24 protein-coding genes and 2 pseudogenes are annotated in these 22,527 nt (G+C 51.9%); 16 read left to right on the top strand and 10 right to left on the bottom strand.

Going from position 1 to position 22,527, the window contains the following annotated elements; genetic code table 11:
- Positions 1-41: 41 nt before the first annotated feature.
- A protein-coding gene (locus tag C1P89_RS10045; RefSeq protein WP_094096600.1) for an IS1-like element IS1A family transposase occupies positions 42-739 on the top strand; the annotation gives its coding sequence in 2 pieces (ribosomal slippage) (positions 42-291 and positions 291-739; 699 coding nt in all).
- A 90-nt stretch (positions 740-829) separates the two neighbouring features.
- Here the strand turns inward: C1P89_RS10045 and solA are convergent.
- The 7 genes and pseudogenes from solA to mdtH all read right to left on the bottom strand — a co-directional run bounded on the left by solA (position 830) and on the right by mdtH (position 6,692).
- Positions 830-1,949, bottom strand: a pseudogene (gene solA / locus C1P89_RS10040) (N-methyl-L-tryptophan oxidase).
- A gap of 114 nt (positions 1,950-2,063) precedes the next feature.
- Positions 2,064-2,318, bottom strand: coding sequence for a biofilm formation regulator BssS (bssS, locus tag C1P89_RS10035; RefSeq protein WP_000414438.1), 255 nt, complete (start codon positions 2,316-2,318; stop codon positions 2,064-2,066).
- A 289-nt stretch (positions 2,319-2,607) separates the two neighbouring features.
- Positions 2,608-2,853 (bottom strand): DNA damage-inducible protein I, encoded by a 246-nt coding sequence (gene dinI, locus C1P89_RS10030; protein WP_001217754.1) that lies wholly within the window; start codon positions 2,851-2,853, stop codon positions 2,608-2,610.
- A gap of 73 nt (positions 2,854-2,926) precedes the next feature.
- Complete coding sequence (gene pyrC / locus C1P89_RS10025) at positions 2,927-3,973, bottom strand: dihydroorotase (protein WP_000126529.1); 1,047 nt, start codon at positions 3,971-3,973, stop codon at positions 2,927-2,929.
- 105 nt (positions 3,974-4,078) lie between these two features.
- Positions 4,079-4,639, bottom strand: coding sequence for a lipoprotein (locus tag C1P89_RS10020; protein ID WP_005145817.1), 561 nt, complete (start codon positions 4,637-4,639; stop codon positions 4,079-4,081).
- A gap of 133 nt (positions 4,640-4,772) precedes the next feature.
- Entirely contained in the window at positions 4,773-5,420 is a 648-nt protein-coding gene (gene grxB, locus C1P89_RS10015) for a glutaredoxin 2 (RefSeq protein WP_000780912.1), read from the bottom strand.
- A gap of 63 nt (positions 5,421-5,483) precedes the next feature.
- Entirely contained in the window at positions 5,484-6,692 is a 1,209-nt protein-coding gene (gene mdtH, locus C1P89_RS10010) for a multidrug efflux MFS transporter MdtH (RefSeq protein WP_000092189.1), read from the bottom strand.
- 235 nt (positions 6,693-6,927) lie between these two features.
- On the opposite strand from mdtH, the gene rimJ reads away from it, so the two are divergent.
- From rimJ to murJ, 4 genes are all read left to right on the top strand, one after another.
- Positions 6,928-7,512, top strand: coding sequence for a ribosomal protein S5-alanine N-acetyltransferase (gene rimJ / locus C1P89_RS10005; protein ID WP_000468186.1), 585 nt, complete (start codon positions 6,928-6,930; stop codon positions 7,510-7,512).
- A gap of 10 nt (positions 7,513-7,522) precedes the next feature.
- Positions 7,523-8,170 carry a YceH family protein gene (locus C1P89_RS10000; RefSeq protein ID WP_000877116.1) on the top strand — a complete coding sequence of 216 codons (648 nt, stop codon included), beginning with the start codon at positions 7,523-7,525 and terminating at the stop codon, positions 8,168-8,170.
- Between the two features lies 1 nt (position 8,171).
- A complete protein-coding gene (locus C1P89_RS09995) occupies positions 8,172-9,095 on the top strand; it encodes a Gfo/Idh/MocA family protein (protein ID WP_000736123.1) in 924 nt (307 codons plus the stop codon).
- A gap of 109 nt (positions 9,096-9,204) precedes the next feature.
- On the top strand, positions 9,205-10,740 hold the full coding sequence (gene murJ, locus C1P89_RS09990; RefSeq protein WP_001050672.1) for a murein biosynthesis integral membrane protein MurJ: 1,536 nt from the start codon (positions 9,205-9,207) through the stop codon (positions 10,738-10,740).
- Between the two features lie 39 nt (positions 10,741-10,779).
- On the opposite strand, the gene flgN is transcribed toward murJ, so the two are convergent.
- From flgN to flgA, 3 genes are all read right to left on the bottom strand, one after another.
- Positions 10,780-11,196 carry a flagella biosynthesis chaperone FlgN gene (gene flgN / locus C1P89_RS09985; protein ID WP_000197363.1) on the bottom strand — a complete coding sequence of 139 codons (417 nt, stop codon included), beginning with the start codon at positions 11,194-11,196 and terminating at the stop codon, positions 10,780-10,782.
- 4 nt (positions 11,197-11,200) lie between these two features.
- Entirely contained in the window at positions 11,201-11,494 is a 294-nt protein-coding gene (gene flgM / locus C1P89_RS09980; protein WP_000020888.1) for a flagellar biosynthesis anti-sigma factor FlgM, read from the bottom strand.
- A gap of 75 nt (positions 11,495-11,569) precedes the next feature.
- The gene (gene flgA / locus C1P89_RS09975; protein WP_000879711.1) at positions 11,570-12,229 is read right to left on the bottom strand and encodes a flagellar basal body P-ring formation chaperone FlgA; all 660 of its coding nucleotides are present in this window, start codon (positions 12,227-12,229) and stop codon (positions 11,570-11,572) included.
- Positions 12,230-12,383: 154 nt separating this feature from the next.
- Here flgA and flgB point away from each other — a divergent pair, with 154 nt between their 5' ends.
- The 11 genes and pseudogenes from flgB to flgL all read left to right on the top strand — a co-directional run bounded on the left by flgB (position 12,384) and on the right by flgL (position 22,339).
- On the top strand, positions 12,384-12,800 hold the full coding sequence (flgB, locus tag C1P89_RS09970; RefSeq protein WP_000884702.1) for a flagellar basal body rod protein FlgB: 417 nt from the start codon (positions 12,384-12,386) through the stop codon (positions 12,798-12,800).
- Between the two features lie 3 nt (positions 12,801-12,803).
- Positions 12,804-13,208 (top strand): flagellar basal body rod protein FlgC, encoded by a 405-nt coding sequence (gene flgC, locus C1P89_RS09965; protein ID WP_001196459.1) that lies wholly within the window; start codon positions 12,804-12,806, stop codon positions 13,206-13,208.
- An 11-nt stretch (positions 13,209-13,219) separates the two neighbouring features.
- Positions 13,220-13,915: a flagellar hook assembly protein FlgD gene (gene flgD, locus C1P89_RS09960; RefSeq protein ID WP_000020486.1), complete on the top strand. Its 696-nt coding sequence runs from the start codon at positions 13,220-13,222 to the stop codon at positions 13,913-13,915.
- A gap of 24 nt (positions 13,916-13,939) precedes the next feature.
- The gene (gene flgE, locus C1P89_RS09955) at positions 13,940-15,145 is read left to right on the top strand and encodes a flagellar hook protein FlgE (protein ID WP_000885878.1); all 1,206 of its coding nucleotides are present in this window, start codon (positions 13,940-13,942) and stop codon (positions 15,143-15,145) included.
- Between the two features lie 19 nt (positions 15,146-15,164).
- Positions 15,165-15,920: a flagellar basal-body rod protein FlgF gene (gene flgF / locus C1P89_RS09950; protein ID WP_000349330.1), complete on the top strand. Its 756-nt coding sequence runs from the start codon at positions 15,165-15,167 to the stop codon at positions 15,918-15,920.
- 171 nt (positions 15,921-16,091) lie between these two features.
- A pseudogene (gene flgG, locus C1P89_RS09945) lies at positions 16,092-16,864 on the top strand (flagellar basal-body rod protein FlgG).
- Between the two features lie 52 nt (positions 16,865-16,916).
- Positions 16,917-17,615 (top strand): flagellar basal body L-ring protein FlgH, encoded by a 699-nt coding sequence (gene flgH, locus C1P89_RS09940; RefSeq protein ID WP_001295442.1) that lies wholly within the window; start codon positions 16,917-16,919, stop codon positions 17,613-17,615.
- An 11-nt stretch (positions 17,616-17,626) separates the two neighbouring features.
- Entirely contained in the window at positions 17,627-18,724 is a 1,098-nt protein-coding gene (gene flgI / locus C1P89_RS09935) for a flagellar basal body P-ring protein FlgI (protein ID WP_000589330.1), read from the top strand.
- On the top strand, positions 18,724-19,665 hold the full coding sequence (gene flgJ, locus C1P89_RS09930) for a flagellar assembly peptidoglycan hydrolase FlgJ (protein WP_001295441.1): 942 nt from the start codon (positions 18,724-18,726) through the stop codon (positions 19,663-19,665). The genes flgI and flgJ overlap by 1 nt, the downstream gene beginning before the upstream one ends.
- A gap of 65 nt (positions 19,666-19,730) precedes the next feature.
- Positions 19,731-21,374, top strand: coding sequence for a flagellar hook-associated protein FlgK (gene flgK, locus C1P89_RS09925; protein ID WP_000096500.1), 1,644 nt, complete (start codon positions 19,731-19,733; stop codon positions 21,372-21,374).
- A gap of 11 nt (positions 21,375-21,385) precedes the next feature.
- Positions 21,386-22,339: a flagellar hook-associated protein FlgL gene (gene flgL, locus C1P89_RS09920; protein WP_001212776.1), complete on the top strand. Its 954-nt coding sequence runs from the start codon at positions 21,386-21,388 to the stop codon at positions 22,337-22,339.
- Positions 22,340-22,527 lie beyond the last annotated feature (188 nt).

The raw sequence follows: 22,527 nt of genomic DNA, 5'->3' as shown, positions 1-22,527 counted from the left end.
CTTACTGATTTAGTGTATGATGGTGTTTTTGAGGTGCTCCAGTGGCTTCTGTTTCTATCAGCTGTCCCTCCTGTTCAGCTACTGACGGGGTGGTGCGTAACGGCAAAAGCACTGCCGGACATCAGCGCTATCTCTGCTCTCACTGCCGTAAAACATGGCAACTGCAGTTCACTTACACCGCTTCTCAACCCGGTACGCACCAGAAAATCATTGATATGGCCATGAATGGCGTTGGATGCCGGGCAACAGCACGCATTATGGGCGTTGGCCTCAACACGATTTTACGTCACTTAAAAAACTCAGGCCGCAGTCGGTAACCTCGCGCATACAGCCGGGCAGTGACGTCATCGTCTGCGCGGAAATGGACGAACAGTGGGGCTATGTCGGGGCTAAATCGCGCCAGCGCTGGCTGTTTTACGCGTATGACAGTCTCCGGAAGACGGTTGTTGCGCACGTATTCGGTGAACGCACTATGGCGACGCTGGGGCGTCTTATGAGCCTGCTGTCACCCTTTGACGTGGTGATATGGATGACGGATGGCTGGCCGCTGTATGAATCCCGCCTGAAGGGAAAGCTGCACGTAATCAGCAAGCGATATACGCAGCGAATTGAGCGGCATAACCTGAATCTGAGGCAGCACCTGGCACGGCTGGGACGGAAGTCGCTGTCGTTCTCAAAATCGGTGGAGCTGCATGACAAAGTCATCGGGCATTATCTGAACATAAAACACTATCAATAAGTTGGAGTCATTACCTGATGAGATAGTGCAACAGCCGACGCATTAAATACTCCTGTAAAAACGGCCTCATTCTGGAGGCCGTAATGATGATTATTGGAAGCGGGAAAGCCTGAATGGCGTCAAATCAAAATCGCTTTTTTTGTCTTGCGCAAAATCGGCAGCTATTTCCCCTAAAACTGACGCAAATTTAAAACCGTGCCCACTCAGGCCGGTAATGAGCAGTGTATTATCGTGGCCGGGTAGGGTATCGATAATAAAATCTTCGTCAGGCGAATTATCATAGGTGCAGGCAGCGCCGTACAGGCAGCAACCGATACCCGGCAATACATTGCGCAAGAACGGGAAGGCTTCCGAACCATCGCTGACCACTTCCGCAAACGGAACACGTTCATCCGCTGAATGGATAACCTGGCCTCCGTTATGTTTGCCAATCTTCAACGCGTCGTTTTCTGCCGGAAAACCATAATATTGATCGCCATTGGGCAGTTCACCGGTAAACGCCGGGAATTTATTCTTCACGCTATAGCGGCCATCGGCCTGATACCAGGCAAATACTTTACGTACGGGCTGGACAGGCTGCTCCGGGAGCAGGTCTTTTACCCATGTTCCCGCGCAGACAATCGCTTTTTTCGCCTGATACTCACCGTCAACCGTTTCAATAGTTACGCCATCATCGTCATGACGAATTGCGGTGACCGGGCAGTTGAACAGTTGCGCACAGCCCGCTTCCTTCGCCAGTTGGATCCAGGTTTTAATCGCCAGTTCGCTGCGCAAAAAAACCGGAATCAGTCTCAAATAAGCCGATGTAGTTGTCCGGGACGCGTATTTCTGGCCAGCGGGCCATAATCCCTTGCGCATCGAGCTTTTCAACGTTGAGTTGCCACTGTTCGGCGCTGTGGGCGACGTTGGCGAGAAATGCGGAGTCAGCCGGGCCGAGGTTAATGACACCAGAGCGTACAAAAATGGGATCATCTTCGTTGTGGCGGGAAAGTTCATCCCACAGCGTTTGCGCGCGGAGGACCAGCGGGACATACTTTTCGCCTTCACCATAAGCATGGCGAATTAATCGCGTATCGCCGTGGTGGCTGCCGTGTTGATGCGGTGGCATATGGGCGTCGGTCATTAGCACGTTTAAACCGGCGCGGGTTGCATAATACCCGGCGGCAGCGCCTACGGAACCGCTGCCAATAATGATGAGATCGTATTTCATTTTTTTCTCTCTGCTCTCATGGTTTAAGCAGAGTAATTAACTGAATGCAGATATACAACCCAGAAATGGTAAAGGCACCGGTGAGGTGCCTTTTGGGTGGATGGTCATGTCATGTTAATGACGCCGATACTCGTTTACCTGGAAATCACCGGATTCAATTTTGGCGATTCCTGCTTCTAATATCGAAATAAATTGTCTGGCAACATCAGTGGTTAACCAGAGCGTTTGACCAACTTCAGTCCCTTCCTGCTCGGACTTATTTGGGGTCTGGTAGTGCAAACGCAACATCAGCGCATCATAGCTATCAACGGTGCTGATGTCCCACCCTACGAGCGGATGAGTCTGAATGACTTCATTATTTTTTTCCATCATGGCCCCCTAATTCGTGTTACTAGACAACGTTATTCGAGGTTCAATGCGTTTTTATCTGAAGCAACTTCAGTATACCAATAAGTAAGGGTATTCACCGAATTTTTAAAGGGGGGAACAGATAAATTTCTGCTTTTAAGATTTATATGAACAATAAAACAGCATGTCATTCATATTTTTTTAGCATATTGTGCAATTATTTTGAGGAAGTGTAGAAATTTTGTACTCAAAATTCGTAAGTAAAATAAAAAAGCCGGGGCGACCCGGCAAAAACAAAAATCACTGCATATTATTCGCTGACAAACCAGTCATCGGCGCTTTCCCACGTTTCCTGGAGAATTTCGCTAATGCGCTGTTTATCTTCTTTTGTTGCGCCAATAACCGATAAATTATTCGCTGCGGCATAACGTACCGATACGTGGCCTTCATTATCAGGAAACGCATACTGAATACGGCGGGAAAGTTCGCCAGCCAGGGCGTCAATAGCCCCAGCTGGCAATGGAGAAGTTTTCGCTATGGTGACTTCAATTCGCATAATAGCCCCCTGTTGAATATACTGGTTATTTATACAGGTTAAATAACCTAATGACAACAGGAAGCTACGATTTTTATTGTTTAACGGACCAGCGTACCGTTTCCCCGGCGAGGAATGGCACCAGGGTGTCATCAGTCAGTGCGATGCTTTCAGCAACCTGTTGCTCTTCACGTACCAGTTCGATGAATGTGTCGTTGACCGGCAACCCATAGAACTGCGGGCCGTTTACAGAACAGAATGCTTCAAAGTGCTGCAGAGCATTCATCTCTTCAAAGACGGTAGCGTAACTGCCCAGCGCGGTTGGGGCGTTGAAGCAGCCCGCGCAGCCGCAACTGCTCTCTTTGCGATGACGTGCATGTGGCGCAGAATCCGTACCGAGGAATACTCGATTAAAACCGCTGGCGACCAGTTCACGCAATGCCTGTTGGTGAATATTGCGTTTGAGGATGGGTAAACAATACAGGTGCGGACGCACGCCACCAACCAGCATATGGTTGCGGTTAAACATCAGATGCTGCGGAGTGATGGTGGCAGCCAGCCGTTCATTTCCGTCACGGACATAGTCGGCAGCATCTTTGGTGGTGATGTGCTCAAAAACGACTTTCAGCGCAGTCAGGCGCTGGCGCAGAGGTTCCATCACGCTTTCTATAAAGCGCGCTTCACGATCAAAAATGTCGATATCTGCATGTGTCACTTCACCATGCACCAGTAGCGGCATACCGATTTTTTCCATGCGCTCAAGTACCGGCATGATTGCGTCAATTGACGTCACGCCGTGGCTGGAGTTAGTGGTTGCGTTTGCCGGGTAAAGTTTTGCAGCGGTGAACACGCCTTCATTAAATCCGCGCTCCAGCTCATTAGGATCCAGCGAATCTGTTAAATAACAGGTTATCAATGGGGTGAAATCGTGCCCGGCAGGTACGGCGTCAAGAATACGTTGGCGATACGCCACGGCAGCCTCAACTGTGGTCACGGGCGGAGCCAGATTGGGCATTACGATAGCCCGTCCATAAATTTCGCTGGTATACGGCACGACAGTTTTTAACATGTCGCCATCGCGGAGGTGAAGGTGCCAGTCGTCTGGGCGGCGGATCTTTAATACCTGGGATGGTGCAGTCATTAATCTCTATGCTCCGGCTGAAGGAATGTTTTTGCCGGACACAAAGGATAAGCGGAAACGTTTTCCTTTGCACGAAAAATAAAGGGCGCGAATGCGCCCTCGTCATTAATCCGTAAACGGAATGACAATTTCGCCTGGCTTCACTTCAATGCCTTTCGCCAGTTTTTTCGCCATTGCTTCGCCCTGACTGCCATCTTCGCGCAGGACGTAAGCAGGTTGCTGGTTAAAGTAATTGCGTAATGCCTGGTTCAAATAGGGAAGCAACGTTTGCATCACCGTTTGCATTTTTTCCGGTTGTACCGTCGCATCGACCACTTCCATCTCTTTCAGGAAGATCGCACCTTTTTCTTTATCAAACACGGGCAGCGCTTTCAGCTTCAGTTTCATGGTCGCTTTCTGACTACCGAACAGGGAGTTCATGTCCAGATTGGCGTCTCCGGTTAGGGTAACCTTATTCGGCTCTTCGCGACCAATTTGGCTGATCAAGTTTGTCAGAACAATATGGGCGTCAGCCACGCCGGGTAAACCGATATCTTTTGAGAAATTATTATGTTTCGCAAGCGACTGGTTAATTTCTTGTTCGGTGATGGTGTATTGGGTGAGTTGATTACAGCCAACGAGCAGGCCACTGACGATCAATGCAGCGGCAAATAAAAACTTGTTCATGGTAGTCCTCGACATGAAATCTGCGTCAATATCCTGACACAACGCAGCATGTGTCACCAGCGATAAACTCGCCAGCAGAAAAAACTGAAAACGGCGGCAACCCGCGAATACAGGCTGCCGCGGCGGGTCAGGATTAAATCGCCATTGATGATAACAAATTGATTTGTGTCTGTTTCGCCATATTATCGCGGTAATCAGCAACGCGGCTTGGCCAGTTGATTCCGGCTACCAGCGTCAGATTACGCAGTAGCGGAAATAGCTGAATATCATCTTCCGAAAGTTCGCCATTCACGGCGTTCGGTTTGACGATCAGTTTGTCCAGCGCACGCAAATCATCGCTGATATTCTTAATCAGACCGTCAGAGTGGGCCAGCAGGTCGGCAAAATTACCCGCGCTGGCCTCTTTCTTGTCGACGAAATATTTGCGCGCGGCGGGAGTAGAAAACTCATCAAATGCCGATTTGGCAAAACGCGGCAACAGCAGTTTGTTGGCGTAGCCATTGACCTTGCGCAGCCACTCTTCAATGGCAGGGGAACGTTTGCCGGTCAGTAACGGTTTGCCGTCGAGTTTATCGACATAGTGAACGATATCCATGCTTTCTGGCATATAGCGGCTGTCATCTTTTTGCAGAATGGGAACCTGTTTTTGACCGACCATCCGGGTGGGTGTTTCTGCGTCGTCGTTGAGCAGAACATGTAATTCGACGGGGATATTTTTCAGGCCGAAAATCATGCGGGCTTTGAGGCAGTAAGGGCAGTGATCGTAAATGTATAGCTTCACGTGACTCCTCCATTTGGCTGTCAGTTCACTTTCAGTATGGAGGAGTCAGGGGGGAGTATCAAATCAGGCGTCGCGTTCCAGCAAACGACGCGTTGCGCGTTTCTGACTAAACTGCCAACCCAGCGCAAGGAAAGTGAAGATGCCAATAATTCCCAGCATCATCCACGGAAGCTCTGGCTGGTGCGCCGATTTGCCCAGGTCAAACAGCCAGCCACCACCGATATAACCAATAGCGCCGCCAATCGCCAGACCCAGACGGCTAAACCCCATATAGCTGCCGCGAGCTCTTGCGTCCGCCAGCAAAGCACTTAAGGTTTCACGCGCAGGCTCGGCAATGATCGACCCGATATAAAACAGACAAATCAGGGTGAAAAGTTGTTGCAGACCGCTGACCATGCCCACCGGCATCATGCTTAATGACATTATCAACAGCCCAGCCATCAACCGGTGTTCCAGACGAAAATGCTTTTCACTCCAGCGGGCGATAGGGTAGAGCAACGTTAACGACAGACACGCTTCAATGGCATACATCCATTTAACGGCAGAGGGCGCGCCAGCCACGTCGTTGACCATAATTGGCAGCATCAGCATCACTTGTACAGCCAGCATGTAGTAACCCGCCAGCGTCAGGACATAGGTGACAAAACGCTTGTCACGCATCACGCGGGTCATGCCTTCGCGAACGGGCGTGCGTACGGTGGAGAGTTTCCATGCCGGTAACAACCACGCATTGAACGCCGCACACAGCACAAACAAAACGGCCCCTGTGGCGCAGACCAGGCGAAAGTCGTATTGCAACAGCCAGCTCCCCAACAATGCGCCAATGACCGCACCGGCACTGTCCTGCATCATCAACAGCGAGAAAAAACGACAACGTTGTTGTGGACGGATTAGTTTCACCACCAGCGCCGAACGCGGCGGATCAAACAACGTGCCGCCGAGTCCCGAGAGCAGGCATGAAAACCACAATAGCCACGGTTCGTGGGCGATACCCATTGTGGCGAATCCGGCGGCGCGCATCAGCATACCGGTAACAATCATCGGTTTGGCACCAAAGCGGTCGGCAATTGCGCCGCCGAAAATACCCAGACCTTGCTGAATAAACTGGCGTAGACCGAGAGCAATACCGACCATGACGGCGGCCCAGCCCATTTGATCAACGAAGCGGATAGAGATCAGCGGGAAGACAACAAAGAACCCCAGCACGACCAGCATATTATCGATGAGCAGGAAATATTTACCCAGGTTCCTCGCCTGCGATACGCGGGACATTTCCCCTCCCGGGAAATAAAAGATGAGCACTTTCTATTCTGCATTGCCGCTAAGACTTTTCCCATCACTTCGGGGACAATATTTTTTTATCAAAACGTCGCTTTGATAGAGAGTTTTTATCAAATATGTGAATAATGCAGAAAATGGCATTTTGGACTTTTCACAGGGTCTGGTTGCGCAGGTATAGTAATACTTACAGCGTATTAAAGACGTTACGGGAAGGAGTAGGTATAGAATGTTTGGCTATCGCAGTAACGTGCCAAAAGTGCGCTTAACCACAGACCGACTGGTCGTGCGTCTGGTGCATGATCGTGATGCCTGGCGTCTTGCGGATTATTACGCAGAGAATCGCCATTTCCTCAAGCCCTGGGAGCCAGTGCGCGACGAAAGCCACTGTTATCCATCAGGCTGGCAGGCCAGGCTGGGGATGATTAACGAATTTCATAAACAAGGTTCAGCTTTCTACTTTGGCTTATTCGACCCGGACGAAAAAGAGATTATTGGCGTTGCCAATTTTTCCAATGTTGTTCGTGGCTCTTTTCATGCCTGCTATCTCGGTTATTCGATTGGGCAAAAATGGCAGGGCAAAGGACTCATGTTTGAAGCCCTGACCGCAGCCATTCGTTATATGCAGCGCACCCAACATATTCATCGCATTATGGCTAATTATATGCCGCACAATAAACGCAGCGGTGATTTACTGGCGCGACTGGGTTTTGAAAAAGAAGGCTATGCGAAAGACTATCTGTTGATTGATGGACAATGGCGCGATCACGTACTGACGGCATTAACTACCCCAGACTGGACGCCCGGCCGCTAAGGAGAATCTCATGAAATATCAACTTACTGCCCTTGAAGCTCGCGTGATTGGTTGCTTGCTGGAAAAGCAGGTGACCACGCCGGAGCAATACCCGCTCTCAGTCAATGGTGTAGTCACGGCCTGTAATCAGAAAACGAACCGTGAACCGGTCATGAATCTGAGTGAATCTGAAGTGCAGGAGCAACTGGATAATCTGGTCAAACGCCATTATCTGCGCACGGTGAGTGGCTTTGGTAATCGGGTCACCAAATATGAACAACGTTTTTGTAATTCAGAATTTGGCGATCTGAAACTGAGCGCAGCGGAAGTGGCGTTAATCACCACGTTGTTATTGCGTGGTGCCCAGACGCCGGGTGAACTGCGCAGCCGCGCCGCGCGAATGTATGAATTCAGCGATATGGCGGAAGTGGAGTCGACGCTGGAACAACTGGCAAATCGCGAAGATGGTCCTTTTGTGGTGCGTCTGGCCCGCGAACCGGGTAAACGCGAAAGCCGCTACATGCATCTTTTCAGTGGTGAGGTAGAGGATCAGCCGGCGGTAACGGATATGTCGAACGCGGTTGATGGTGATTTACAGGCCCGCGTCGAAGCCCTGGAAATCGAAGTGGCAGAACTGAAACAGCGTCTTGATTCGTTGCTGGCCCATCTGGGAGATTAAAGTGAAAAAATTACGTATCGGCGTTGTGGGATTAGGCGGCATTGCGCAAAAAGCGTGGTTACCGGTGCTGGCGGCAGCGTCTGACTGGATGTTACAAGGAGCCTGGTCGCCTACGCGCGCGAAAGCCCTGCCAATTTGTGAAAGCTGGCGCATTCCTTATGCCGATTCGTTATCCAGCCTTGCCGCCAGTTGCGATGCGGTTTTTGTGCATTCCAGCACCGCCAGCCACTTTGACGTGGTCAGTACGTTACTCAATGCGGGTGTACATGTCTGTGTCGATAAACCGCTGGCAGAAAATCTGCGCGATGCTGAACGGCTGGTGGAACTGGCGGCGCGGAAAAAACTGACGTTGATGGTCGGTTTTAACCGTCGTTTCGCACCACTCTACGGTGAGTTAAAAACGCAACTCGCTACCGCAGCTTCGCTAAGAATGGATAAACATCGTAGCAATAGTGTCGGGCCACACGATCTTTATTTCACGTTGCTGGATGATTATCTGCATGTGGTGGATACCGCGCTGTGGTTGTCGGGCGGCAAAGCCTCTCTGGATGGCGGTACGCTACTGACTAACGACGCTGGCGAAATGCTGTTTGCCGAGCACCATTTTTCGGCCGATCCTTTGCAGATCACCACCTGTATGCATCGCCGTGCCGGAAGTCAGCGTGAAACCGTGCAGGCCGTGACTGACGGTGCGCTCATCGACATTACGGATATGCGCGAATGGCGTGAGGAGCGCGGGCAGGGCGTAGTGCATAAACCGATTCCTGGTTGGCAGAGCACTCTTGAGCAACGTGGATTTGTCGGCTGTGCGCGGCACTTCATTGAATGTGTGCAAAATCAGACAGTTCTGCAAACCGCCGGCGAACAGGCAGTGCTGGCGCAACGTATCGTTGACAAGATCTGGCGCGATGCGATGAGTGAATAAACCCTGTAACATCTGGCGGTAGCAATTCACCATAATCCAGGTAGACTATTCGCCTCTTTCAGCGCCTGCCTTGCAGGCGTTTTGCCCGTGGGTCTGGATTAGAACACCGATGAATTTATTAAAATCGCTGGCCGCCGTCAGCTCGATGACCATGTTTTCGCGTGTGCTTGGCTTCGCACGAGACGCAATTGTCGCCAGAATCTTTGGCGCAGGGATGGCAACCGACGCCTTTTTCGTCGCTTTTAAACTTCCTAACTTGTTACGCCGTATCTTTGCCGAAGGGGCATTTTCCCAGGCATTTGTACCGATTCTGGCGGAATATAAAAGTAAGCAGGGTGAAGACGCCACGCGGGTCTTTGTCTCTTATGTTTCTGGCCTGCTGACACTTGCGCTGGCGGTTGTGACGGTCGCTGGCATGCTCGCCGCACCGTGGGTGATCATGGTGACCGCGCCAGGCTTCGCTGACACAGCTGACAAATTTGCCCTGACCAGCCAGCTACTAAAGATTACCTTTCCCTATATCTTGCTGATCTCCCTGGCGTCGCTGGTGGGAGCGATTCTGAATACGTGGAACCGCTTCTCGATTCCGGCGTTTGCGCCAACACTGCTTAACATCAGCATGATTGGTTTCGCGCTGTTTGCCGCACCGTACTTTAACCCACCGGTGCTGGCGCTGGCGTGGGCTGTTACGGTCGGCGGCATCCTGCAGCTGGTGTATCAGCTACCGCACCTGAAGAAGATCGGCATGCTGGTCCTGCCGCGCATTAACTTCCACGATGCCGGAGCAATGCGCGTGGTGAAACAGATGGGACCGGCGATCCTTGGCGTCTCTGTGAGCCAGATCTCCTTAATCATCAACACCATTTTTGCCTCGTTTCTTGCTTCCGGTTCGGTGTCTTGGATGTATTACGCCGACCGCTTAATGGAGTTTCCCTCCGGTGTGCTGGGCGTGGCGCTTGGCACCATTTTGCTGCCGTCGCTGTCGAAAAGTTTTGCCAGTGGCAATCATGATGAATACAACCGTTTGATGGACTGGGGGTTGCGTCTTTGTTTCCTGTTGGCGCTGCCGAGTGCGGTTGCGTTGGGCATTCTTTCGGGTCCGTTAACCGTTTCGCTGTTCCAGTACGGTAAATTTACCGCGTTTGATGCGCTGATGACCCAGCGGGCGTTAATTGCCTACTCGGTGGGTTTGATTGGCCTGATTGTAGTGAAAGTGTTGGCTCCTGGCTTTTATTCCCGCCAGGACATTAAAACGCCAGTGAAAATTGCCATCGTTACGCTGATTTTAACGCAATTGATGAACCTGGCGTTTATTGGTCCGTTGAAACATGCCGGGCTGTCACTTTCTATTGGTCTGGCGGCGTGTCTGAATGCTTCGCTGCTTTACTGGCAGTTGCGTAAGCAGAAAATCTTTACTCCGCAACCCGGCTGGATGGCGTTTCTGTTGCGTCTGGTGGTGGCGGTACTGGTGATGTCTGGCGTGCTTTTAGGTATGTTACATATCATGCCGGAGTGGTCATTGGGTACCATGCCTTGGCGCTTACTGCGTTTAATGGCGGTCGTGCTGGCGGGGATTGCCGCGTACTTCGCTGCACTGGCGGTACTGGGCTTCAAAGTTAAAGAATTTGCCCGCCGGACGGTGTAACAATGCATTCCGGCCTGCAGTGCAGGCCGGAGATAATATTCAGATCGAAATCTTTTTACCGCCGCGATGGGTTGTTGAGGTCTGACCGTTCGCCCCATATAGCGTCGGTTCCTGATGCGGTTTCAACATTTCCAGCGCCTGTTGATTGCGCTCAATCTGTCCTTCCAGTAACCAGCCGTTATGTTGATTCATTTGGCGTAGTTGCTGCGTTTTCACAGTAATTTCCTGCCAGCGTTGACTAATATCAACGCTATTTGCTGTATTGGGTTCTTTCCTGCGTAACTGTTCGAGGTAATCCAGCGTCGCCAGCAGTGAGCTTTTTTGTTCTGTAATCCATTGCAACTGGCTGCCGTTGATCTGCCCCATAGAGAGATGTTGCTGTTCTTGATCCATTACCGTTTTGAGATCGTTAAGCACAGCGGACATCTGGTCGAGGATCTCTGCAAGACGTGTCATACGATCAGTTACTCTGCAAGTCTTGCTGCGCTTCGTTGATCAGCGCATCGGCAATTTTGCCGGTGTCCATTTTTAGTTCACCGTTACGAATCGCCAGTTTTAACGCTTCGACACGTTCAAGATTGATATCACTGCTGCCGGGTTGCATCAGTTTTGCTTGCGCGTCGCTTAACGTCACACTGGTGCTGGTGGAGGCTGTTGTTTTTGCCGCCCGGGTGTTCGTTACCGACGCGTCAGTGGTTTCGCGTGGTTGAACGGTGCTTACGGGCTTCAGAGGCGAAGTGCGATCAATACTCATGGTTTATTCCTCATTGAGGGCGCTTTTATCATGTGTTGCTTATTTATCGGCAAGGGACGGGTAATCTTTAACAGCTTACTGGTTTATAAGAATATTCCCATCTGCATCAACAACGCCGCTGACCACCAGTCCCGATACCATGCGCACCCGCGCATTCTGTGTGACGGCTGCATTGTTCAGCGCCTGACCTTCTGCGTTGGCGCTAAACCCGTTACCGCTGGCGATCACGTTGACGCGTTGTCCCGCTTTTACCCGCCATGCCTGGCGAAACTGGGTTAACTGGATAGGTTGATCGGGTGATAGATCGCGCAGGCTAACGGCATCAACAAGTTGATTGATATCCAGCACCGTACGCGGTGGCAGGGTATCCTGCCGTCCGCGTTTTAGTTTGACATTGCCAGCTTCCAGCTTTCCTCCCCGCACAATGGGCATCGCGGCAACCACATAATTTCCTGTGGCCTGTACATTAACCTGTAAATATCGTTTGTCGTTACCGCAGCGTGCCAACACATTCACATTGCCCCACAGGCGGGAATTATTGCTCATCGAAAGCAATGGCTGCTCGCACGGCGGTAGTAGATTGGGCGCTGTACGAATAGAAACACGAACCTCATCACTTACCCCCGCGAGCTGGGCGCTAAAAAAGGTTTGCAATTGCGATGTGAGATTACTCGCCGCACTTAACGGAGTGAATAGTATCGAGATGATCGCCACGCTACGTTTTATTGCCAGCATTTTCGCCCCCAGCCATTTCTACAACGTGAATTGTACCTGTCCGCAATGGTCATCAACGGCATAAATAGCGACCCATTTTGCGTTTATTCCGCCGATAACGCGCGCGTAAAGGCATTTAAGCTGATGGCAGAATTTTGATACCTGCGGAGGAGATATGCTCGATAAGCTCGACGCCGCCTTACGTTTTCAACAAGAGGCGCTCAATCTGCGCGCCCAGCGTCAGGAAGTGCTGGCAGCAAACATCGCCAATGCCGATACCCCTGGTTATCAGGCGCGCGATATCGATTTTGCCAGTGAACTTAAAAAAGTCATGCAACGTGGACGGGATGCAACCAGTGTGGTTGCACTGACGATGACCTCAACGCAACACATTCCGGCGCAGGCGCTGACGCCTCCTACCGCAGAACTGCAATACCGTATTCCGGACCAGCCTTCGCTTGACGGTAATACCGTCGATATGGATCGCGAACGCACCCAGTTTGCCGATAACAGCCTGCAATACCAGATGAGCCTTAGCGCGTTGAGCGGGCAAATCAAAGGCATGATGAACGTTTTACAGAGCGGAAATTAACGGATGGCACTGCTGAATATTTTTGATATCGCCGGGTCGGCGTTAACTGCCCAGTCCCAGCGCTTGAACGTGGCGGCCAGTAATCTGGCGAATGCTGATAGCGTGACCGGTCCCGATGGACAGCCATATCGGGCAAAACAGGTGGTATTCCAGGTTAACGCTGCACCAGGTGCTGCGACAGGCGGCGTAAAGGTTGCCGATGTTATAGAAAGTCAGGCCCCGGACAAACTGGTTTATGAACCGGGTAATCCGCTGGCGGATGCAAAGGGCTACGTAAAAATGCCGAACGTTGATGTCGTCGGGGAGATGGTTAACACCATGTCGGCGTCACGCAGCTATCAGGCCAATGTTGAAGTGCTCAACATGGTGAAAAGCATGATGCTGAAAACCCTTACGCTCGGTCAATAAAGGAGAAAGCTATGTCCATTGCGGTAACCACCACCGATCCGACAAATACCGGCGTCAGTACCACCAGCAGTAGTTCGCTCACGGGCAGCAACGCCGCAGACTTACAAAGCAGTTTTCTGACTTTGTTGGTGGCGCAGCTGAAAAACCAGGACCCGACCAATCCAATGGAAAACAACGAGCTGACGTCGCAATTGGCACAAATCAGCACGGTCAGCGGGATTGAAAAACTCAATACCACGCTCGGATCTATTTCCGGACAGATTGATAACAGCCAGTCGTTACAGGCCAGTAACCTGATCGGTCACGGCGTGATGATCCCCGGCACCACTGTTCTTGCGGGAACCGGCAGTGAAGAAGGGGCTGTGACCACGACCACGCCGTTTGGTGTTGAGCTGCAACAGGCGGCAGACAAAGTTACGGCCACCATCACCGATAAAAATGGCGCGGTTGTGCGCACCATTGATATTGGTGAACTGACCGCCGGAGTCCACAGTTTCACCTGGGACGGTACGTTGACTGATGGCAGCACTGCGCCGAACGGTTCTTACAATGTAGCGATTAGCGCCAGTAACGGTGGTACACAACTGGTTGCCCAGCCGCTGCAGTTTGCTCTGGTGCAGGGTGTGATCCGCGGCAACAGCGGTAATACGCTGGATCTCGGCACTTACGGCACCACCACCCTCGACGAAGTACGGCAGATAATTTAAGCCTTCACATTTCAGGAGTCAGTCATGGCCTTTTCTCAAGCGGTTAGCGGATTAAACGCTGCCGCCACCAACCTCGATGTTATTGGCAACAATATCGCCAACTCCGCCACCTACGGCTTTAAATCAGGCACGGCCTCTTTTGCCGATATGTTTGCCGGTTCGAAAGTGGGACTGGGGGTAAAAGTTGCCGGTATCACTCAGGACTTTACCGATGGCACGACCACCAACACCGGGCGAGGTCTGGACGTTGCTATCAGCCAGAACGGTTTTTTCCGTCTGGTAGACAGCAACGGTTCGGTGTTCTACAGCCGTAACGGACAATTTAAGCTGGATGAAAACCGTAACCTGGTGAATATGCAAGGTTTACAGCTGACGGGTTACCCGGCAACCGGTACGCCGCCGACTATTCAGCAAGGGGCGAATCCGACCAATATTTCGATCCCGAATACCCTGATGGCAGCGAAAACTACCACCACGGCGTCGATGCAGATCAACCTGAATTCCAGTGATCCGCTTCCTACTGTTACGCCATTCAGCGCCAGCAATGCGGATAGCTATAACAAAAAAGGTTCGGTGACTGTTTTCGACAGTCAGGGTAATGCTCATGACATGAGCGTCTACTTTGTGAAGACCGGGGATAATAACTGGCAGGTCTACACCCAGGATAGCAGTGATCCAACAGGTACAGCCGAGCCTGCAATGAAGCTGGTGTTTAATGCCAATGGCGTTCTGACCTCAAATCCAACAGAGAATATTACCACTGGCGCAATTAACGGCGCAGATCCCGCCACGTTTAGCCTGAGCTTCCTCAACTCCATGCAGCAAAATACCGGCGCTAACAATATTGTGGCAACCACCCAGAATGGCTACAAACCGGGCGATCTGGTGAGTTATCAAATCAATGATGACGGTACGGTTGTCGGCAACTATTCCAACGAACAAACACAACTGCTGGGGCAGATTGTACTGGCGAACTTTGCCAACAACGAAGGTCTGGCATCCGAAGGCGACAACGTCTGGTCTGCGACGCAATCTTCTGGCGTGGCGCTGTTGGGGACAGCCGGGACGGGCAACTTTGGCACCCTGACCAACGGTGCGTTGGAAGCGTCCAATGTCGATCTCAGTAAAGAACTGGTCAATATGATCGTTGCCCAGCGTAACTATCAGTCTAACGCCCAGACCATCAAAACTCAGGACCAGATCCTCAACACGCTGGTTAACTTACGCTAATCGCTGACGGGATAGCTCAATGGATCACGCAATTTATACCGCGATGGGAGCAGCCAGCCAGACACTGAATCAACAGGCGGTAACCGCCAGTAATCTGGCCAATGCCTCAACGCCCGGTTTTCGCGCGCAGTTGAATGCTTTACGCGCGGTGCCAGTGGAAGGGCTTTCTCTGCCCACGCGCACGTTGGTCACGGCGTCAACGCCGGGCGCAGATATGACGCCCGGCAAAATGGATTACACCTCGCGCCCGCTGGACGTCGCGTTGCAGCAGGATGGCTGGCTGGCCGTGCAGACCGCTGACGGCAGCGAAGGGTATACGCGTAATGGCAGCATTCAGGTTGATCCCACCGGGCAACTGACAATTCAGGGGCATCAGGTGATAGGCGAGGCGGGGCCAATTGCTGTGCCGGAAGGAGCGGAAATCACTATTGCTGCCGATGGCACAATCTCGGCGCTCAATCCGGGCGATCCGGCAAATACAGTTGCGCCAGTAGGGCGTCTGAAACTGGTGAAAGCCACGGGCAGCGAAGTGCAGCGCGGTGACGACGGCATTTTTCGTTTAAGCGCAGAAACCCAGGCCACGCGAGGGCCGGTACTGCAGGCAGATCCAACCTTGCGTGTGATGTCGGGGGTTCTGGAAGGCAGTAACGTCAATGCCGTTGCGGCAATGAGCGACATGATTGCCAGCGCGCGGCGTTTTGAAATGCAGATGAAGGTGATCAGCAGCGTCGATGATAACGCAGGCCGTGCCAACCAACTGCTGTCGATGAGTTAATTGAAAGGATACATGACAAGTATAAGTTGCCCGATGCGCAAGTTTATCGGGTCTATGGGGGCAATCGCAATTTATCGATTTTGCGAGCACTTGTAGGCCGGATAAGGCGTTTACGCCGCATCCGGCAAGAAGACATATGCACTTTGTCACTAATCCACTACAGGACATTTTATGATCAGTTCATTATGGATCGCCAAAACGGGCCTTGACGCCCAGCAAACCAATATGGACGTCATTGCCAACAACCTGGCAAACGTCAGTACTAACGGTTTTAAGCGTCAGCGCGCGGTGTTTGAAGATCTGCTTTATCAAACCATTCGCCAGCCGGGGGCACAGTCTTCCGAACAAACCACCTTACCCTCCGGATTACAAATCGGCACGGGGGTACGCCCGGTCGCCACTGAACGCTTACACAGCCAGGGAAACCTGTCGCAGACCAACAACAGCAAAGATGTCGCGATTAAAGGGCAGGGCTTTTTCCAGGTGATGTTGCCAGATGGTTCATCAGCCTATACCCGTGACGGCTCTTTCCAGGTGGATCAGAACGGGCAGCTGGTGGTTTTCAGGTGCAGCCAGCGATCACCATTCCGGCGAATGCGTTAAGTATCACCATCGGTCGTGATGGCGTGGTCAGCGTAACCCAACAAGGCCAGGCAGCTCCGGTTCAGGTTGGGCAGCTCAATCTCACCACCTTTATGAATGACACCGGGCTGGAGAGCATTGGCGAAAACCTCTACACCGAAACGCAATCCTCTGGTGTACCGAACGAAAGCACGCCGGGCCTGAACGGCGCGGGACTGCTGTATCAAGGGTATGTTGAAACGTCTAACGTCAACGTGGCGGAAGAACTGGTCAATATGATTCAGGTGCAACGCGCTTACGAAATCAACAGTAAAGCGGTGTCCACCACCGATCAGATGCTGCAAAAACTGACGCAACTCTAAGGCTTAACCGGTGGCAGGTTCACCGGTTTACTGATTTTTGAAGATGATAGCCATGCAAAAAAACGCTGCGCATACTTATGCCATTTCCAGCTTGTTGGTGCTTTCACTAACCGGCTGCGCCTGGATACCCTCCACGCCGCTGGTGCAGGGGGCGACCAGTGCACAACCGGTTCCCGGTCCGACGCCCGTCGCCAACGGTTCTATTTTCCAGTCTGCTCAGCCGATTAACTATGGCTATCAACCGCTGTTTGAAGATCGTCGACCACGCAATATTGGCGATACGCTGACCATCGTGTTGCAGGAGAACGTCAGCGCCAGCAAAAGCTCCTCTGCGAATGCCAGCCGTGACGGTAAAACTAATTTTGGCTTTGATACTGTGCCGCGCTATTTGCAGGGGCTGTTTGGTAACGCTCGTGCCGATGTCGAAGCCTCCGGTGGTAACACGTTCAACGGAAAGGGCGGGGCCAATGCCAGCAATACCTTTAGCGGCACGTTGACGGTGACGGTTGACCAGGTACTGGTCAACGGCAACCTGCATGTGGTGGGTGAAAAACAGATTGCCATTAATCAGGGTACCGAATTTATTCGCTTCTCTGGCGTGGTTAATCCACGCACTATCAGCGGCAGCAATACCGTACCGTCTACTCAGGTGGCGGATGCGCGCATTGAATACGTAGGCAATGGCTACATTAACGAAGCGCAAAATATGGGCTGGTTGCAGCGTTTCTTCCTTAACCTGTCGCCAATGTAAGTGAGGCTGTGGTGATTAAATTTCTCTCTGCATTAATTCTTCTACTGGTTACGACGGCGGCTCAGGCTGAGCGTATTCGCGATCTCACCAGTGTTCAGGGGGTAAGGCAAAACTCACTGATTGGCTATGGTCTGGTGGTGGGGCTGGATGGCACCGGTGACCAGACAACCCAGACGCCGTTTACCACACAAACGCTTAATAACATGCTCTCACAGCTGGGAATTACCGTTCCGACGGGCACCAATATGCAGCTAAAAAACGTCGCTGCGGTAATGGTGACAGAGTCACTTCCTCCGTTTGGACGTCAGGGGCAAACCATCGATGTGGTGGTTTCTTCCATGGGAAATGCCAAAAGCTTGCGTGGAGGTACGTTGTTGATGACGCCGCTTAAGGGCGTTGACAGTCAGGTGTATGCGCTGGCGCAGGGCAATATTCTGGTTGGCGGCGCAGGAGCCTCCGCTGGCGGTAGCAGTGTTCAGGTGAACCAACTGAACGGTGGACGGATCACCAATGGTGCGGTTATTGAACGTGAATTGCCCAGCCAGTTTGGCGTCGGGAATACCCTTAATTTGCAACTTAACGACGAAGATTTCAGCATGGCGCAGCAAATCGCTGACACCATCAACCGCGTGCGTGGATATGGCAGCGCCACCGCGTTAGATGCGCGGACTATTCAGGTGCGCGTACCAAGTGGCAACAGTTCCCAGGTCCGTTTCCTTGCAGATATCCAGAATATGCAGGTTAATGTCACCCCGCAGGACGCTAAAGTAGTGATTAACTCGCGCACCGGTTCGGTGGTGATGAATCGCGAAGTGACCCTCGACAGCTGCGCGGTAGCGCAGGGAAATCTCTCAGTAACAGTCAATCGTCAGGCCAATGTCAGCCAGCCAGATACACCGTTTGGTGGTGGACAGACTGTGGTTACTCCACAAACGCAGATCGATTTACGCCAGAGCGGCGGTTCGCTGCAAAGCGTACGTTCCAGCGCCAGCCTCAATAACGTGGTGCGCGCGCTCAATGCGCTGGGCGCTACGCCGATGGATCTGATGTCCATACTGCAATCAATGCAAAGTGCGGGATGTCTGCGGGCAAAACTGGAAATCATCTGATGATCAGCGACAGCAAACTACTGGCAAGTGCGGCCTGGGATGCGCAATCACTCAACGAACTAAAGGCGAAAGCGGGCGAAGATCCGGCGGCAAATATCCGTCCGGTGGCCCGTCAGGTGGAAGGGATGTTCGTGCAGATGATGTTGAAAAGCATGCGCGACGCTTTACCAAAAGATGGCCTGTTCAGCAGCGAGCACACTCGCCTGTATACCAGTATGTATGACCAGCAGATTGCCCAACAGATGACGGCGGGCAAAGGTCTGGGGCTTGCAGAGATGATGGTTAAACAGATGACGCCAGAACAACCATTGCCAGAGGAGTCCACGCCAGCAGCACCGATGAAATTCCCGCTCGAAACTGTGGTGCGTTATCAAAATCAGGCGCTTTCGCAGCTGGTGCAAAAGGCCGTGCCACGTAACTACGATGATTCGCTGCCGGGTGACAGTAAAGCATTCCTCGCGCAACTCTCGCTGCCCGCCCAACTGGCAAGCCAGCAAAGCGGTGTGCCACATCATTTGATCCTCGCTCAGGCGGCGCTGGAGTCTGGTTGGGGGCAACGGCAAATCCGCCGCGAAAACGGCGAGCCGAGCTATAACCTGTTTGGCGTCAAAGCCTCTGGCAACTGGAAAGGTCCAGTTACTGAAATCACCACGACTGAATATGAAAATGGCGAAGCGAAGAAAGTAAAAGCGAAATTTCGGGTCTACAGCTCGTATCTGGAAGCATTGTCGGATTACGTTGGGCTGTTAACACGTAACCCGCGCTACGCCGCCGTGACGACAGCCGCGAGTGCGGAGCAGGGGGCGCAGGCCCTACAGGACGCGGGGTATGCTACCGATCCTCACTATGCCCGTAAACTCACCAACATGATCCAGCAGATGAAATCGATAAGCGACAAGGTGAGCAAAACCTACAGCATGAACATTGATAATCTGTTCTGAATAACTCAAGTCCGGCGGGTCGCTGCCGATAATACTCTGTAATTGAAGGCTTATAAGGAACCTCCATGTCCAGCTTGATCAATAACGCCATGAGCGGACTGAACGCGGCCCAGGCGGCGTTAAATACGGCAAGTAATAATATCTCCAGCTATAACGTTGCCGGATATACCCGCCAAACCACTATTATGGCGCAGGCCAATAGCACGTTGGGCGCTGGCGGCTGGGTTGGCAATGGCGTCTACGTTTCTGGTGTGCAGCGTGAGTATGATGCGTTTATTACCAACCAGTTACGTGCTGCGCAGACGCAAAGTAGCGGCCTGACCGCCCGCTATGAGCAGATGTCGAAAATCGACAATATGCTCTCCACCAGTACCTCTTCGCTGGCAACACAGATGCAGGATTTCTTCACCAGCCTGCAAACGCTGGTGAGTAACGCGGAAGACCCGGCAGCGCGCCAGGCGCTGATTGGGAAATCAGAAGGGTTGGTGAATCAGTTTAAAACCACCGATCAATATCTGCGCGACCAGGACAAACAGGTCAATATCGCGATAGGTGCCAGCGTTGATCAGATCAACAATTACGCTAAACAAATTGCCAGCCTGAACGATCAAATCTCGCGCCTGACAGGCGTGGGGGCAGGGGCGTCACCTAACAATCTGCTGGATCAACGCGATCAACTGGTGAGCGAATTAAACCAGATTGTTGGTGTAGAAGTCAGCGTTCAGGATGGCGGCACTTATAACATCACGGTGGCCAATGGTTACTCACTGGTTCAGGGAAGTACGGCGCGGCAACTGGCGGCAGTTCCTTCCAGCGCTGACCCTTCTCGTACGACTGTCGCTTATGTTGATGGGACGGCAGGCAATATTGAGATCCCGGAGAAATTACTGAATACCGGGTCGCTGGGCGGCATTCTGACATTCCGTTCTCAGGAGCTGGACCAGACGCGTAATACGCTTGGACAACTGGCGCTGGCATTTGCCGAGGCTTTCAACACCCAACACAAAGCCGGATTTGATGCTAACGGCGATGCTGGTGAAGATTTCTTTACTATCGGTAAGCCCGCGGTTCTGCAAAACACGAAAAACAAAGGTGACGTTGCGATCGGTGCCACGGTAACTGATGCCTCCGTGGTACTGGCGACAGATTACAAAATCTCGTTCGATAATAATCAGTGGCAGGTCACCCGCCTTGCCAGCAATACCACTTTTACGGTGACGCCGGATGCCAACGGTAAAGTGGCATTTGATGGTCTGGAGTTGACGTTTACAGGAACGCCTGCCGTTAACGACAGCTTCACGCTGAAACCAGTAAGTGACGCCATCGTCAACATGGATGTATTAATCACCGACGAAGCGAAAATAGCGATGGCGAGCGAAAAAGATGCGGGTGATAGCGATAACCGCAACGGTCAGGCCCTGCTGGATCTGCAAAGCAACAGTAAAACGGTGGGCGGTGCGAAATCCTTTAACGACGCTTATGCCTCGTTAGTGAGTGATATCGGTAATAAAACCGCGACGTTGAAAACCAGTAGCACCACGCAAGGTAATGTGGTGACGCAGCTTTCCAATCAGCAGCAGTCGATTTCCGGTGTCAATCTCGATGAGGAGTACGGAAATCTGCAACGTTTTCAGCAGTATTACCTGGCGAATGCGCAGGTTCTGCAGACGGCAAACGCGATTTTTGATGCGCTGATTAACATTCGCTAAGGGGAGATAAAATGCGTTTCAGTACCCAGATGATGTACCAGCAAAACATGCGTGGTATCACCAATTCTCAGGCAGAATGGATGAAGTACGGCGAACAGATGTCGACGGGTAAGCGAGTCGTTAACCCTTCAGATGATCCCATTGCTGCATCACAAGCGGTTGTTCTCTCCCAGGCACAGGCGCAAAACAGCCAGTACACGCTGGCGCGTACTTTCGCCACTCAAAAAGTGTCACTGGAAGAGAGTGTACTTAGCCAGGTCACCACTGCTATCCAGAATGCTCAGGAAAAAATTGTCTACGCCAGCAATGGCACCTTGAGTGACGATGACCGGGCCTCGCTGGCTACGGATATTCAGGGGCTTCGTGACCAGTTGCTGAATCTGGCGAACACCACTGACGGTAATGGGCGCTACATTTTTGCCGGTTATAAAACAGAGACTGCGCCGTTTAGTGAGGCTAACGGTGATTATGTCGGCGGAACAGAAAGTATTAAGCAACAGGTCGATGCTTCGCGTTCGATGGTGATAGGACATACGGGCGACAAAATTTTCGACAGTATTACCAGTAACGCGGTAGCGGAACCAGACGGTAGCGCTTCTGAAACCAATCTTTTTGCCATGCTGGATAGCGCCATCGCAGCCCTGAAAACGCCGGTCGCGGATAGCGAAGCGGATAAAGAAACCGCCGCTGCGGCGTTAGATAAAACCAACCGCGGACTGAAAAACTCGCTGAACAATGTGCTGACCGTTCGCGCGGAATTAGGCACGCAGCTGAACGAACTGGAGTCGCTGGATTCATTAGGTAGCGATCGCGCTTTAGGGCAAACGCAGCAGATGAGCGATCTGGTTGATGTGGACTGGAATGCAACTATTTCATCTTACATCATGCAGCAAACGGCATTGCAGGCATCGTATAAAGCATTTACCGATATGCAGGGATTGTCGCTCTTCCAGCTCAACAAATAATTTCGCTTTAAAACATATCATGAAACTGGGTATGTTTTGTCTGCCTGCTCTGGGATCGCCGGGGCGGGCATTTTTTTGCCTATTTTGCATTGTTGGTTAGCAAGGATGCCATTCGATGAATTTTAATATGTTGATTCAAAGATGAAATAAAAAAGCCCTGGCAGTTACCAGGGCTTGATTACTTGAGC

This window comes from Shigella sonnei, assembly GCF_002950395.1.
GTDB lineage: Bacteria > Pseudomonadota > Gammaproteobacteria > Enterobacterales > Enterobacteriaceae > ECMA0423.
Note: the sequence above shows the minus strand (reverse complement) of the source record. Positions and strands in the feature narration are given on the sequence as shown.